The organism is Streptomyces sp. NPDC058246, assembly GCF_042881985.1.
GTDB lineage: Bacteria > Actinomycetota > Actinomycetes > Streptomycetales > Streptomycetaceae > Streptomyces.
Window position 1 is genome coordinate 40337 of sequence record NZ_JBHVWZ010000006.1, and the last position, 14961, is coordinate 55297.

Annotated in this window: 11 protein-coding genes; all 11 read left to right on the plus strand. The window is 71.6% G+C overall.

The window, feature by feature from the left end; translation table 11 throughout:
* The first annotated feature begins 75 nt into the window (after positions 1-75).
* The 11 genes from ACFVXA_RS10990 to ACFVXA_RS11040 all read left to right on the plus strand — a co-directional run bounded on the left by ACFVXA_RS10990 (position 76) and on the right by ACFVXA_RS11040 (position 14944).
* On the plus strand, positions 76-1158 hold the full coding sequence (locus ACFVXA_RS10990) for a hypothetical protein (RefSeq protein WP_390024684.1): 1083 nt from the start codon (positions 76-78) through the stop codon (positions 1156-1158).
* A gap of 170 nt (positions 1159-1328) precedes the next feature.
* Positions 1329-2642: an extracellular solute-binding protein gene (locus tag ACFVXA_RS10995; protein ID WP_390024686.1), complete on the plus strand. Its 1314-nt coding sequence runs from the start codon at positions 1329-1331 to the stop codon at positions 2640-2642.
* Positions 2643-2976: 334 nt separating this feature from the next.
* On the plus strand, positions 2977-3939 hold the full coding sequence (locus ACFVXA_RS11000; RefSeq protein ID WP_362017910.1) for a sugar ABC transporter permease: 963 nt from the start codon (positions 2977-2979) through the stop codon (positions 3937-3939).
* Positions 3940-3974: 35 nt separating this feature from the next.
* Entirely contained in the window at positions 3975-4841 is an 867-nt protein-coding gene (locus tag ACFVXA_RS11005; protein ID WP_383735175.1) for a carbohydrate ABC transporter permease, read from the plus strand.
* A gap of 1 nt (position 4842) precedes the next feature.
* Entirely contained in the window at positions 4843-6489 is a 1647-nt protein-coding gene (locus tag ACFVXA_RS11010; RefSeq protein ID WP_389464471.1) for a beta-N-acetylhexosaminidase, read from the plus strand.
* A gap of 279 nt (positions 6490-6768) precedes the next feature.
* Positions 6769-7662, plus strand: a complete 894-nt coding sequence (locus ACFVXA_RS11015; protein WP_362017699.1) for an FAD binding domain-containing protein — start codon at positions 6769-6771, stop codon at positions 7660-7662.
* Positions 7659-9323, plus strand: a complete 1665-nt coding sequence (locus tag ACFVXA_RS11020) for a 2Fe-2S iron-sulfur cluster-binding protein (protein WP_390024688.1) — start codon at positions 7659-7661, stop codon at positions 9321-9323. The genes ACFVXA_RS11015 and ACFVXA_RS11020 overlap by 4 nt, the downstream gene beginning before the upstream one ends.
* A complete protein-coding gene (locus ACFVXA_RS11025) occupies positions 9320-11626 on the plus strand; it encodes a xanthine dehydrogenase family protein molybdopterin-binding subunit (protein WP_389747512.1) in 2307 nt (768 codons plus the stop codon). The genes ACFVXA_RS11020 and ACFVXA_RS11025 overlap by 4 nt, the downstream gene beginning before the upstream one ends.
* Entirely contained in the window at positions 11623-11769 is a 147-nt protein-coding gene (locus tag ACFVXA_RS11030) for a hypothetical protein (RefSeq protein WP_362017702.1), read from the plus strand. Before ACFVXA_RS11025 ends, ACFVXA_RS11030 begins: the two co-directional genes overlap by 4 nt.
* A 357-nt stretch (positions 11770-12126) precedes the next feature.
* Complete coding sequence (locus ACFVXA_RS11035; RefSeq protein WP_390024690.1) at positions 12127-13320, plus strand: SUKH-4 family immunity protein; 1194 nt, start codon at positions 12127-12129, stop codon at positions 13318-13320.
* Positions 13321-13645: 325 nt separating this feature from the next.
* Positions 13646-14944, plus strand: a complete 1299-nt coding sequence (locus ACFVXA_RS11040; protein WP_390024692.1) for a hypothetical protein — start codon at positions 13646-13648, stop codon at positions 14942-14944.
* Positions 14945-14961: the final 17 nt, after the last annotated feature.

Genomic DNA, 14961 nt, shown 5'->3' on the forward strand with positions numbered 1-14961 from the left:
CGCCGCGTAGACCGAGCATGACCGCGGCGCCCCAGGTCAGGGGCGCCGCGGTCATGTCGTACCTGGGGGTGGGGCGTGGAGGTGTTGCTGCGGGCGCGGGAACTGGCGGCGGCGCGGAAGTACCGCGAGAGCCGGGCGCTGGTGGAGCGGGCGGAGCCGGAGAGCGCGGAGGAGCTGAGCCTCGCCGCCTCGGTCCTGATCCAACTCCGCGATCCGGAGGCGGCGTTGCCACTGGCGGAGCGGGCGGTGCGGCTGGCGCCGGACGACTGGCAGGGGTGGGTCGCGGTCGCCGACGCGGACCTGCTGCTGAGGCGCGTGGACGCGGCTGTGGCCGCGGCGCGTGTCGCCGTCCGGCTGGTACCGGACGAGGCGGCGCCGCACCGGGCGCTGGGAGCCGCCCTCAACAAGGTGCTCGGCTGTGGTCGCGAGGCCCGGCAGGAGCTCAGGCGGGCGAAGGAGCTCGGGGGCGGCCGCAAGGCGCTGCTGATGCCGGGGCGGCCGAGCCCATGGGGGTTCGCCGTGCTGGCGGTGTTCGTGGTCTTCAGCGTCCTGACCTTGGTGGGGGACTGGCCGGACGGGCTGAAGAGCGCCTTCCAGATCCTGCGCGCTGTGTCGTTCCTGGGCCTCCTCATCTTCTTGAGAGCCCCTCGGCGGGCCGGCCTCGCCTGGCGGGCGCGGACGGCGGGGATGCGCGCCGCCAACGAGCGGTTGTACGGCGGCGGAGGCCGTGAGGCGAGCATGAAGGCCGCGGAGGCGCTCGCTCCGTGGGGGGCCGCGGTCGGCGGGTGCACCATGCTGCTCGCCGGACTGGGCTCCTCCGGGAATCCCCTTCCCCTGTGGGTCGCGCTGCCCGTCGTGCCGATCGGCGGCTGCCTGCTCCTCGTGGCCGCCCGGCGCTGGGTGCGCTGGTGGTACGGAGAGCGGTTCCTGCGCGAGGTGTTCGCGCCGGACGTCCTGGTGCGCGTGCACCTTGTCGCGTCGGGTGTGCTCCTCGGCGGCATCCTCCTGCTGGCGCTCGGGGACGCGGGGGAGCGGCAGTGGAGGGTGCTGGTCCTCGGCGGGGTCGGGTGGTTCGTGCTCGCGTCGATCGGCACGCCCCTGGCGGCGGCGGTCCGGGACGGCGTCCGGGAGGATCGCGAAAAGGGCGCCGACGTCTGACCGTTGCACGGAGTGCGTCTGCTGCCGTTGCACGGAGTGCGTCCCGTGGTCACAGAGTGGTTGAGACCTCTTGTGGGCATGTTCATGTACTCCATAGCCTCCGGGGTGTTGTGCAGAGCAAAACCGCCATTGCGCATGTTGCAACGCGCACCCCCACCGGAGGATGCTCGATGAAGCTCTCTGCTCCCACGCCCCGCCTGGCCCGAACAGCCGCCGCCCTCGCGGCCCTTGCCGTCGCCACCGCCTGCGCCCCCCAGACCTCCGACAACTCCTCCTCCGGCAAGGACGAGAAGACCGGCACTCTGCGGGTCTGGCTCTTCCAGGAGGTCAACAACGCGCCGAAGCAGAAGGTCGTCGACGCGGCCGTCGGCACCTTCAGAAAGGCCCACAAAGGCACCAAGGTCACCGTCGAGTACATCCCCGTGGAGACCCGCGCCCAGCGGGTCAAGGCCGCCTTCAACGACCCCAAGAGCGCGCCGGACGTCATCGAGTACGGCAACACGGACACCGCCGGTTACGTCAAGGACGGCGGACTCGCCGACGTCACCAAGGAGTTCAGCGGCTGGAGCGAGGCCAAGGACACCGACCCGACGGCCCGGCAGTCGGTGACGGTGGACGGGAAGATCTACGGCGCCCCGTACTTCGTCGGAGTGCGTGCCCTGTACTACCGCACCGACGTCTTCAAGGACCTGGGCCTCGAAGCGCCCAAGACCCAGGCGGAGTTGGCCGAGACGGCCCGGAAGATCCACGCGGCCAGACCCGACCTGTACGGGCTGGCGGTCGGCGGCGCCTACACGTACGGCGCGATGCCCTTCATCTGGTCCAACGGCGGCGAACTCGCCCAGGGCAAGGGTGGTTCGTACGCCGCGAGCATCGACAGCGCGGACGCCCAGAAGGGCATCAAGGCCTACACCTCGCTCTTCGGCGACACCAACTGTCCGGCCGCCAAGTGCGCGGGCATGGGCGGCAACGACACGGTGACCGCCTTCGCCTCGGGCAAGGCGGGCATGGCCATCGGCGGCGACTTCAGCCACGCGGCGATCGAGGCAGGCAAGGTCAAGGGCAAGTACGCCGTCGTGCCGCTGCCCGGTGTGCGGCCGGGCTCGGTGGCGCCGGCGTTCGCGGGCGGCAACAACATCGGCGTACTGAAGAGCACCTCGCACCGCACGCTCGCCGTCGACCTGATGAAGCAGCTGGCGTCGAAGAAGACCCAGGGCGAACTCTTCGACGCCATGGGCTTCCTGCCGACGTACACCGATGTGCGGGAGCAGGCCGCCGCCAAGGAGCCGTTCGTCGCGCCCTTCGTCAAGACGCTCGCCGCGGGCGCCAAGTTCGTCCCGGCCTCGCCCGCGTGGGCCCAGATCGACGCCTCGCTCGTCCTGCCGACGATGTTCCAGGAGATCGTCAGCGGCAAGAAGGACGTGGCGGCGGCCTCCAAGGACGCGGCGAAGAAGATGAACGACGCGTTCAGCTCCGCGGGTTGAGCGGATGGAGAACCGCCCCGTCCCCGCGGACATCCCGGGCCGCGACCTCGACGCGGACTCTGACGCCGGCCCGGACACCGGTGTGGGTTCTGACGCCGGCCCGGACACCGGTGTGGGTTCTGGTGCCGGCCCGGACCCGGATACCGGTGTGGGTTCTGCTGCCGGCCGGGACCCGGATACCGGTGTGGGCTCTGGCGCCGGCCGGGACCCGGACACCGGCGTCGTCGGCTCCGGCCGCCGGGGCGCGACGGATTCGGTGGTGCGCGGCCGGGCGCCGGTGGACCGGCTGCCGTCGGCAGGCGGCGGTGCCGCGCCGACACGGAAGCCGACACGGATGCCGGCACGGATGCCGGCGCCCGTCGACCCGCGGCGGTCGCCCGGACGTCGTGCCGGCGGGGTTCTCCGCGTCACCTCCCCAGGCGGGCGCGCCGGTTGGACTCCCTGGCTCTACCTCGCCCCCGCCCTCGTCGTCCTCGGTGGCCTGCTCGTCTATCCCATCTACCAGCTCGGCCTGATCTCGGTCCTGCAGTACACCCAGGCCCAGGTGAGCGGCGGCGAGCCGACCACCTTCGAGGGCTTCGGGAACTACGCGACGCTCTTCGGCGACGACCAGTTCTGGCAGGTGCTGCTCGCCACCCTGGTGTTCGCGGCGGCCTGTGTGGTCTCCACGCTGGCCGTCGGCTGTGCGCTCGCCGTGCTGCTGACGCGCGTACGGGCCGTGCCCCGGCTGGCGTTGATGCTCGCCGCGCTGGGGGCGTGGGCGACCCCGGCGGTCACCGGCTCGACGGTCTGGCTGCTTCTCTTCGACCCCGACTTCGGCCCGGTCAATCGGGTCCTCGGGCTCGGTGACCACTCGTGGACGTACGGACGCTTCAGCGCCTTCGCGCTCGTCCTGCTCGAAGTGGTCTGGTGCTCCTTCCCGTTCGTGATGGTGACGGTGTACGCGGGGATCCGCGCCGTGCCCGCCGAGGTGCTGGAGGCGGCCGCTCTGGACGGCGCCTCGCAGTGGCGGATCTGGCGCTCGGTGCTCGCGCCGATGCTCCGGCCGATCCTGGTGGTCGTCACCATCCAGTCGGTCATCTGGGACTTCAAGGTCTTCACGCAGATCTACGTGATGACGAACGGCGGCGGCATCGCCGGACAGAACCTGGTGCTGAACGTGTACGCCTACCAGAAGGCGTTCGCCGCCTCGCAGTACAGCCTCGGCTCGGCGATCGGCGTGGTGATGCTGGTGATCCTGCTCGCCGTCACGCTGGTGTATCTGCGGCTGCTGCGCCGACAGGGGGAGGAACTGTGAACTTCCCGGGGGCGAACTTCCTGAGGGTGAATTTCTTGCGGGCGAACTTCCCGAGGACGAACTTCCTGAAGGGTGTCGTACGGCGCCCGTGGCGGCTCGCGGCCGAGACGTCCGCTCTGCTGATCGCGGCCGTCGTCGCCCTCCCCCTCTACTGGATGGTGCTCAGCGCCTTCAAACCGGCCGGAGAGATCGAGTCGACCGAGCCCCGGCCCTGGACGCTCGCCCCGTCCCTGGATTCCTTCCGGCGGGTCTTCGGGCAGCAGGAATTCGGCCGGTACTTTCTCAACAGCCTCGTGGTGGCGTGCTCCGTGGTCGTCGTCTCGGCGCTGATCGCGTTTCTCGCGGCCACCGCGGTGACACGATTCCGCTTCCGTTTCCGGACCACCCTGTTGATCATGTTCCTGGTCGCGCAGATGGTGCCCGTGGAGGCCCTGACGATCCCGCTCTTCTTCCTCATGCGGGACGTCGGTCAGCTGAACACGCTGGGCTCGCTGATCCTGCCGCACATCGCCTTCTCGCTGCCCTTCGCGATCTGGATGCTGCGGGGTTTCGTAAAGGCCGTTCCGGACGCGCTGGAGGAGGCCGCGTACATCGACGGAGCGAGCCGCGCGCGATTCCTCTGGCAGATCCTTTTCCCCCTCGTCTTCCCGGGGCTGGTGGCCACCAGCGTGTTTTCCTTCATCTCGGCCTGGAACGACTTCCTGTTCGCCAAGTCCTTCATCATCAGCGACACCTCGCAGTCCACCCTGCCGATGGCCCTCCTCGTGTTCTACAAGCCGGACGATCCGGACTGGGGCGGCGTGATGGCCGCTTCCACGGTGATGACGATTCCGGTGCTGATCTTCTTCGTACTCGTACAGCGACGACTGGTCTCCGGTCTCGGCGGAGCGGTAAAGGACTGACGTGAGTGATGTAATCCCGAAGCCGCGCCATGTGGCGGACTCCGGTGCCCACTTCTATGAGCTGGGGCCCGGCACCAGACTGGCCGCGGGCGACGGCACGGCGCGGACGGAACGCTGGTTGCGCGGCACGCTGGGCGCGGCCACCGGCCTCCCGCTGCCGCCGGGCGACGGGGGCGACGACGACGTCATCCGCCTGTCGATCCACCCGATGGTCACCGGGGACCTGGGCGAAGAGGGCTATCGCCTGGCTGTCATGCCGAAGGGTGTGCACCTCGTCGGCGGTGGCGCCGCGGGGCTCTTCTGGGGCGCGCAGACGCTGCGGCAACTGCTCGGCCCGGACGCGTACCGGCGTGCTCCGATCGGGGGCGGGGAGTGGCGACTCCCCGTGACCCACATCCAGGACTCGCCCCGATTCCGCTGGCGCGGCCTGATGCTCGACGTCTCCCGGCACTTCACGCCCAAGGACGGAGTGCTCCGCCATCTCGACCTCCTCGCCGCCCACAAACTCAACGTCTTCCACTTCCACCTCACCGACGACCAGGGATGGCGTGTCCAGATCAACCGCTACCCGAGGCTGACGGAGGTCGGGTCCTGGCGGGCGCGCACGAAATTCGGCCATCGCGCCTCGCCGCTGTGGGAGGAGAAGCCGCACGGGGGCTTCTACACGCAGGACGACATCCGCGAGATCGTCGCGTACGCGGCCGACCGGCATATCGCCGTCGTCCCGGAAATCGACATCCCGGGCCACTCGCAGGCCGCCATCGCCGCGTATCCGGAACTGGGCAACACCGATGTCATCGACACGACCTCCCTGACCGTCTGGGACACCTGGGGCGTCTCCAAAAACGTACTCGCCCCCACTGACAGCACCCTGCGCTTCTACGAGGGGGTGTTCGAGGAACTCCTGGAGCTCTTCCCGGCGGACGCGGCGCCCTTCTCGGAGTTCGTGCACATCGGCGGCGACGAGTGCGCCAAGGATCAGTGGAAACGGTCACCGGCCGCGCAGGCGCGCATCAAGGAACTCGGGCTCGCGGACGAGGACGAGTTGCAGTCCTGGTTCGTCCGGCACTTCGACAACTGGCTCTCCGCGCGCGGGCGTCGGCTGATCGGCTGGGACGAGATCCTGGAGGGCGGGCTCGCGGACGGCGCGGCGGTGTCCTCGTGGCGCGGCTACGAGGGCGGCGTCACCGCGGCCCGCGCGGGCCACGACGTCGTCATGTGCCCCGAGCAGCAGGTGTACTTGGACCACCGCCAGGACGCCGGCGAGAGCGAGCCGGTGCCCATCGGCTACGTCCGCACCCTGGAGGACGTCTACCGCTTCGAGCCCGTTCCGCCGCAGCTCACCGAGGCCGAGGCGCGGCATGTGCTGGGCACTCAGGCCAATGTGTGGACCGAGGTGATGGAGGACCGGGCGCGCGTGGACTACCAGACGTACCCGCGGCTCGCGGCCTTCGCGGAGGTGGCCTGGAGCGCCCTGCCCGCCCCCGCCGAACGGGACTTCGCGGACTTCGAACGGCGGATGGCCGCCCACTACGGGCGACTCGACGCCCTCGGGGTGGCCTATCGCCCGCCCGCGGGACCGCTGCCGTGGCAGAGGCGACCGGGTGTGCTCGGACGCCCTATCGAGGGGGCGCCCCCAAACGTGTGAGCTGACTCCCAAGCCGCGTGTCCCGGGGTGTTCACCCTGGGACCGTGGCCCCACAAGGGAAAAGGCGCCCAAGCGTCACTGAAGAGTGGCAATACGCGCTCACCGGCGATGCCGTACGAAAACGGACCATCTCCCTGGTGAGGGGGCGAATGCCTCCTAGCGGACCCCCGCGTCGAGGGTCGGGGAAGATGTGCCAGAGTTGCCACGTCCGCCCTGTCAGCACGTACCGTACGGCAGCACAGGTGGGACCAGGTGGGGCAGCGGGAAGGGGCAGCCGGTTTGACCACGCACGCACCGCAGGCGGCGCAGGCCGTGACGCTGCCCGCCTCGCTGGACGAGGCGGTGGCGGCTCTGGCCGCCATGCCCGCCGCCGTCCCCGTGGCCGGCGGCACGGACCTCATGGCCGCCGTCAACTCCGGACAGCTTCGGCCCGCCGCGCTCGTCGGCCTCGGCCGGATCAGCGAGATCCGCGGCTGGCAGTACCAGGACGGCCACGCGCTGCTCGGCGCGGGCCTCACCCACGCCCGTATGGGCCGCCCCGACTTCGCCGCCCTCATCCCGGCCCTGGCCGCCGCCGCGCGCGCGGCCGGACCGCCGCAGATCCGCAACGCGGGCACCCTGGGCGGCAACGTCGCCTCGGCCGCCCCGACGGGGGACGCGCTGCCCGTACTGGCGGCCCTTGAAGCCACGTTGATCATCGCGGGGCCGGGCGGAGCCCGCCGTGAGATCCCCGTGTCGCACCTGCTCGCGGGCGTGGAGATGCTCCGCGGCGGCGAACTCATCGGCTACGTGCGCGTGCCGCTGCTGCACGCCCCGCAGGTCTTCCTGAAAGCGACCGGGCGCACCGGCCCCGGGCGCGCGGTCGCCTCCGTGGCCCTGGTCCTCGACCCCGCGCGGCGCGGAGTGCGGTGCGCCGTCGGCGCCATAGCGCCGATGCCGCTGCGGCCGCTGGACGCCGAGGCGTGGGTCGCCCAGCTGATCGACTGGGACGGGGAGCGGACGCTCGTGCCCGAGGCGCTGAACGCCTTCGGGGAGTACGTCGCCGCGGCCTGCATCCCCGACCCCGTCCCCGCCGCGGACGGCTCCGTGCAACCGCTGCCGCCCGCCGTACTGCACCTGCGGCGCACCGTCGCCGCGCTGGCCCGACGAGCACTGGGGAGGGCGCTGTCGTGACCGACGACCAGCACGGAGAGGGCGCCCCGCGGAGCGGCGGCCGATGGGACCCCCTGCCCCAGGGCGACTACGACGACAGCGCGACCGCCTTCGTCCAGCTCCCCGAAGGGGGCATCGACGCCCTCCTCGCCGACCGGGACAGCCCGCTCGCCGCCCCCGGGCACGGCTACGTGCCCCCGCAGATCACGGTCGCGCCCACGACGCCCGCCGCGACGGACCCGGCGGCCACCGGGACCTGGGGGGTGCCCGCCGAGGCCGTCCAGTGGCCGGATCCGAACGGTGCCGCGCCCCAGGGCGGCGATGCTCAGGGAGCCCCGGGCGACAGGTTCGGGTACCACCCGGGAGCCACGGGGCAGTGGGACTTCAACCAGGCTGCCGCCCAAGGCGCCGCCGAGGATGGGCATTCCGGTCACTCGGCGCCTTCCGGTCACACGTCGCCCTCCGGGCAGTCGGCGCGTTCCGGGCATGACGTGCCCGGGCACGACGTGACCGGGCAGTGGTCGATTCCGGTGGCCGGTGGTGATCTTCCGGACGAATCGGGCGAGTTCACCACGTCGGCGCTCGTCGAGCAGTGGGGCGGGACGCCCCCCGCCACGCTCCCCGGCGGCGCGGCCGCCCCCTGGGCGACGGAGACCATCGGACAGGCCTGGTCCGCCGAGCCCGGGAAAACGGCCACTGAGCCCCTCCCGGAGCCGTCGGCGCACTCGCACACGGAATCGCCCGCGCAGACCGCCCAGCGGGCCGCCGAGCCCGCTCACGAGCCTTCCGGGCCGGTCGTCGAGCCCGCCCCCGGGGCCGCTGAGGCTCCGGAGGCGCACGAACCGGACCCGGCGCCCGGGAACCGGGAGACCTCCGAGGCTCCCGAGGGCCGTCCGGAGTCCACCGACGGGGACGACGCCGAAGAGCCGCGGGACGCGGACACTCCCGCCCCGCCCCCGCGCGACGAACACCCCCTCGCCTCCTACGTCCTGCGCGTCAACGGCGCCGACCGCCCCGTGACCGACGCCTGGATCGGCGAATCGCTGCTCTACGTCCTGCGCGAGCGGCTCGGTCTCGCGGGCGCCAAGGACGGCTGCTCGCAGGGCGAGTGCGGCGCCTGCAACGTGCAGGTGGACGGCCGGCTCGTGGCCTCCTGCCTGGTACCCGGCGTCACCGCCGCCGGCAGCGAGGTGCGCACCGTCGAGGGCCTGGCCGCCGACGGGCAGCCCTCCGACGTGCAGCGCGCGCTGGCCAAGTGCGGTGCCGTGCAGTGCGGTTTCTGCGTACCGGGCATGGCGATGACCGTGCACGACCTGCTGGAGGGCAACCCCGCGCCGACCGAGCTGGAGGCCCGCCAGGCGCTGTGCGGCAACCTGTGCCGCTGCTCCGGCTACCGCGGGGTCCTGGACGCCGTACGCGAGGTCGTCGCCGAGCGCGAGGCGCACTCCGCTGCCGCCGCCGAGGCCGCGCCCGGCGCGGACGAGGCGCGCATCCCGCACCAGGCCGGCCCCGGCGCGGGCGGCGTCCACGCGTCGGCGTACGAGGCATCGAACGGTTCGGCCGGTCCGGCCGGATCCGCCGCGCCGCAGGCCCCGTACGAGGACACTTCTCCGTACGACTCCCCGTACGACCCCCAAGCGCCGCATGAGCAGCCGTACGGCCAGGACGGAGGCCAGGCGTGACCAACGAAGCCGCGACCGCGACACCGACGGCATCCGAGACCGGCCCCGAACCCCTCCCGCACGGGCTGGGCGTCTCGCTGCCCGCCACGGACGCCCGTGCCAAGACGGAGGGCACCTTCCCGTACGCGGCCGACCTGTGGGCCGAGGGCCTGCTGTGGGCCGCCGTGCTCAGGTCGCCGCACCCGCACGCGCGCATCGTGTCCATCGACACCAGCCACGCGCGCGAGATGCCCGGCGTGCACGCCGTGGTCACGCACGAGGACGTGCCCGGCAGCGCGCTGCACGGCCGCGGCAGGGCGGACCGCCCGGTCTTCGCCTCCGAGGTCGTACGCCACCACGGCGAGCCCATCGCGGCCGTCGCCGCCGACCACCCGGACACCGCGCGGATGGCCGCGGCCGCCGTCATCGTCGAGTACGAAGTCCTCGACGCGGTGACCGACCCCGAGCAGGCCTTCGAGGCCGAGCCCCTGCACCCCGACGGCAACCTGATCCGGCACATCCCGCTGCGCCACGGCGACCCGGAAGCGGCCGGCGAGATCGTCGTGGAGGGCCAGTACCGCATCGGCCGCCAGGACCCGGCCCCCATCGGCGCCGAGGCCGGTCTCGCGGTGCCCCGCCCCGACGGCGGAGTCGAGCTCTACGTGGCCTCCACCGACCCGCACACCGACCGCGACGCGGCCGCCGCCTGCTACGGCCTGGAACCCGAGCGCGTGAAGGTCGTCGTCACCGGCGTCCCCGGCGCCACCGCCGACCGCGAGGACCAGGGCTTCCAACTCCCGCTCGGCCTGCTGGCCCTGAAGACCGGCTGCCCGGTGAAGCTCACCGCGACGCGCGAGGAGTCCTTCCTGGGCCACGCCCACCGACACCCCACCCTGCTCCGCTACCGGCATCACGCGGACGCCGAGGGCAGGTTGGTGAAGGTCGAGGCACAGATCCTGCTGGACGCGGGCGCCTACGCCGACACCTCCGCGGAATCCCTGGCCGCCGCCGTCTCCTTCGCCTGCGGCCCGTACGTCGTCCCCAACGCGTTCATCGAGGGCTGGGCGGTGCGGACGAACAACCCGCCCTCGGGCCACGTACGCGGCGAGGGCGCGATGCAGGTGTGCGCCGCCTACGAAGCCCAGATGGACAAGCTCGCGAAGAGGCTCGGCATCGACCCGGCGGAACTGCGCCTGCGCAACGCGATGGCGACGGGGGACGTGCTCCCCACCGGCCAGACGGTGACCTGCCCCGCCCCGGTCGCCGAACTGCTCCAGGCCGTACGGGACTTCCCGCTCCCCACCCTCCCCAAGGACACACCCGAGGAGGACTGGCTGCTCCCGGGCGGTCCCGAGGGCGCGGGCGAACCCGGTGCCGTCCGCCGTGGTGTCGGCTACGGCGTCGGCATGGTGCACATGCTCGGTGCCGAGGGCGCGGACGAGGTGTCCACCGCCACGGTGAAGGTCCACGACGGTGTCGCCACGGTGCTCTGCGCGGCCGTCGAGACCGGCCAGGGCTTCACCACGCTGGCCCGCCAGATCGTCCAGGAGACGCTCGGCATCGACGAGGTGCACGTGGCGCCGGTCGACACCGACCAGCCCCCGGCGGGCGGGAGTTGCCGGGGCCGCCACACGTGGGTGTCGGGCGGAGCCGTGGAGCGCGCCGCGAAAATGGTCCGCACACAACTGCTCCAGCCGCTGGCGCACAAGTTCGGCATGTCCACGGAACTGCTGCAGATCACGGACGGCAAGATCACGTCGTACGACGGCGTGCTCTCCACGACCGTGACCGAGGCGATGGACGGCAAGGAGCTGTGGGCGACCGCGCAGTGCCGCCCGCACCCGACGGAACCGCTGGACGCCGCGGGCCAGGGCGACGCCTTCGTGGGCCTGGCCTTCTGCGCGATCCGCGCGGTGGTGGACGTCGACATCGAACTGGGGTCGGTGCGGGTCGTGGAACTCGCGCTCGCCCAGGACGTGGGCCGGATCCTCAACCCGGCGCAGCTGACGGCCCGTATCGAGGCCGGCGTCACCCAGGGCGTCGGCGCCGCTCTCACGGAGAACCTGCGCACGGCCCGTGGTCTGGTCCGCCACCCCGACCTCACCGGCTACGCCCTCCCCACCTCCCTGGACGCCCCCGACATCCGCATCGTCAAACTGGTCGAGGAGCGCGACGTCGTCGCCCCCTTCGGCGCGAAGGCGGTCAGCGCGGTGCCGGTCGTGACGTCCCCGGCGGCGATCGCGTCCGCCGTACGCGCGGCGACGGGCCGCCCCGTCAACCGCCTCCCGATCCGCCCCCAGGCAGCAGTGGTGACGAGCTCATGACCCCACCGGACGACCTCCCGACCCAGACGCCCGACCAGCCCCGCTACGAACCCCCGCCCAGCGCCGGAAAGCTCCTTCTCTGGGTCCTGCTGTTCGTCCTGGCGGCCTTGGTGGTCGTCGTGGGCGGCGTGTACTTGAGCTGAGGGGCAGCTGTCCCCAGCCCGTCCGGCGTGTGAGAGCGAGGCCGTTCAGGCCGAGGCGGGGGTCCGGGGGAGGGCTGCGCCCACCAGGGACGGGACGGGTAGGGGCGGCGGGGGCGAAGACACGGGTTCGGCCGAGACGCCGCCGAGACGCCGCCGAGACGCGCCGCCGAGAAGCCGCCCACGGCCTGAGAGCCATCCGTGCGCCGCGTATGTCCCTGCTGTGGGAGGCCTGTTTCTGCGTGTTTCCGGCGTTGTCAGTGGGGCGGCGTATGGTTCTGCGTCAATGGGGAACTGCCGCGGGACGCCGCGGTGTTCCGCCCGGGGGAAGCACGATGCGTTCATCAGCGCGGGGGAGCCATGAGCACGACTGACACCGATGTCGGCGGCGCGTTCACACTGTCCGACGACGAGCTGGATCCGTACATCACGCACGCGGGAACGCGGCAATGGCTGACGGGCCCCGGACTGCCGTCCGGCGGCGCGCTGCTGGGGTTCGGCGCACTGCGGGAGCACGGCCTGCGACGGCTCGCGGACCTGGCCGGCGACGCGGAGCGGCTCGCCGAGGAGCTGCGGGACCAACTCGTCATAGGCGCGCTCCGGAGCCTCGACAGGGACCTGGAGTCGATCGTGCTGGACGGCACGACGGGGGAGGTCTCCACGACGTACGTCCACCGGAACCCCGCCCTGATGGACCTGTCCCCCCTGGCCCCCTCCCTGGAGGCGCTGCTGCGCTTCGCGGCGGCCACGGAGGAACTGACGACGTCCCGGGGCCGGTTCGGCACGTCGGGTCAGTTCGGACCGAAGGCGGTCACGGAGGCGTCGGACCGCCTGTCCACCGTCTTCGGGGCGGGCGCGGGCGCGGATGTGCCGCCGTACTGGCGGATGGCCGCGCTGATCCGCCCGCTGGCCCGGATCGCGGGTCCCGGTGACGGTCTCGTCCTGGACCTGTCGAAGCGGCTGCTGGACGAGGAGTTCGGCGCGGGCGGGATCATGCGCTTCGAGGACGTCGACTTCCCCTCCGCGCTCGTGCACGAGCCGACGCGCCGCTTCCTGCGGGAGACGGGCCTGCCCGAGGACGGCCTCCTCTTCCAGCTGGACACGGAGGTGCCGCTGCCGGCGCTCAGCGAGTACTACGCGGACGAGCGCCCCGGCGACTTCACCGCCGACGAACTCCCCGCCGCCGCGCACCGCCTGATACGCCTCGGCCACCTCCTGGAGGACACGAGCCTCGTCGTGGACGGCACCACCGGCGCGGTCCTCGCCTGGAGCGAGCCGGACCTCACTCTCCGCCCTCTCAACGCCGACATCTCCACGCTCGCCTTCACCCTCTGGCTCCTCCACCGCGAGAAGACGCTCGACGCGACCCACGGCCTGAGCGACGCCTACGGACAACTCGCCGCCACCATGACCCAAACCCTCGCCGTGATCGACCCCGTCGCCTGCGACCCGACCCCGCTGCTCGACGGCGACGACGGCTGGCGCTACTGGCCGGAGATATTCGAGGACGAGGCCGGCGGAACGCTGTACGCCTGGGCCCCGGCCCGCACTTGAGGCGGTACGGCAATGGAACAGCGGATCGGCGCGGACGCAGCGAGCATGTGCCCGGCCGCTGCCACATTGCGTGACGCCGGTGACGGCGTGAGACTGTTCTGTGGGTGCCTTTTTCAGGGGAGCGCGAGGCAGGAAGGCGCTCGTCGGACCGAACGGCAGTACCGAAACGGCGACGGAAAACACGTGCAGTAAACCGTGAGGGGCCACCGGCTGCCCGCTGGGCCCGGGGTTTTGAATCTCAACCCCTACAGCACGCCGAATGCTCCACGTCCCCATGAGCGCACGGCCTCCGCCACCTTCGGCGTCCTTGGGACGGAGCGAAGCCATGCACTCTTTCGAAGCCATGCACTCTTTGAGGCAACGGCTCGGAGCCTGTTCCCTCGCGGTGGGCATCCTCGCCGTGCTGGCCGTTCCGTCGGCCAATGCGGCGGTCCCGGCGGTCCCGGCGGTCCCGGCGGGAACGGGCGGGGCGAGTGTCCCCAAGGTCTCCTGCGGGTGGCCGGCCGTGGTCAGTCCCAGCAGGTTGAATTTCGCGTTCCCCGAGACGAACGCCACCTACTGGGTCATGCCGTACCAGTTGGCCAAGGGGGACCAGCTGGTCGCGGAGGGAACATATCCATCGGCCCGGTTCACTTCGCTGACGACGTACGACACCAAGGGGTCGCCGATCGACTCGCTCGCCGACAACGCGATCGCTCCGAGCGCCGGCAGCAAGAACCCCTTCAGTCAGGCGAACGCCGGCACCGACCCCGCGCAGCACCGGTATCGCGTCATCGCGCGGAGTGGCGTCAAAGCGGGCTCCGGTCACAACACCCTGGCCGCCACCGCCAACAGCGCCGCCTCCGGATCCGGGTTCATCGCGCTGAGGATCTATGTGCCGGACCAGTCGTCCGATCCCACCGGCGGCGTTCCCCTTCCCACTCTCGCGATCCAGCACCAGGGCGGCAGCACCAGCAACATCGCGACCTGTCCCGCAGCCGGTTCTTCGCAGGGCCCTGCCGGACCACTGGCCGATTTCCTACGGCAGCTGGTGAAGAGCAACGCACCTCCGGGAGGATTCGAAGGATGCGGGAAGTCCACTCCGAGCGCTCCGGGTTTCGCCGTGCCCAATAAGGTCGGGGGGCTGTTCCCCAACCCGTACAACAAATACCTGTGCACCCCGATCGAGTACAAATCCGGCCGTATTGCCGTTATCCGGGGTAAGGCGCCGACGTTCCCCAATACCAGCCTCGATCAGTCGGTGCTCACCAAGACGCAACTCAGGTACTGGTCGCTGTGTCAGAACCAGTGGCAGCTTCCCTACCCGTCGAGCTCCTGCGCCGCTGACTTCCAGACGGCCCTGAAGGACGGGAAGTACACCTATGTGGTCTCCACGCCCCAGGACCGCCCCGCGCAGGCGACCACGTCCCACCAGATCACCTGGATCTCCTGGGGACCCACCAACGTCAACGGCATCCTGCTTCTGCGGAACATGCTCCCGGCCGGGGACTTCCACAACGCCGTACAGAGCATTCAGAAGGGCCAGGACCCGGCCACGGTCATGGGCCCTTACTACCCGACCATCACTTACTGCACCAAGGCCGCGTTCGACAAGGGCGGACCGGACGCCTGCCCGGCGCCGTAGCCCGGACGCAAACCCGC

Bases quoted from the DNA above. Each gene is read 5' to 3' on its own strand.
- ACFVXA_RS11000 (WP_362017910.1), top strand. From the start codon at position 2,977: ATGCCGGCACGGATGCCGGCGCCCGTCGACCCGCGGCGGTCGCCCGGA.
- ACFVXA_RS11035 (WP_390024690.1), top strand. From the start codon at position 12,127: ATGAGCACGACTGACACCGATGTCGGCGGCGCGTTCACACTGTCCGAC.
- ACFVXA_RS11030 (WP_362017702.1), top strand. From the start codon at position 11,623: ATGACCCCACCGGACGACCTCCCGACCCAGACGCCCGACCAGCCCCGC.
- ACFVXA_RS11040 (WP_390024692.1), top strand. From the start codon at position 13,646: ATGCACTCTTTCGAAGCCATGCACTCTTTGAGGCAACGGCTCGGAGCC.
- ACFVXA_RS10995 (WP_390024686.1), top strand. From the start codon at position 1,329: ATGAAGCTCTCTGCTCCCACGCCCCGCCTGGCCCGAACAGCCGCCGCC.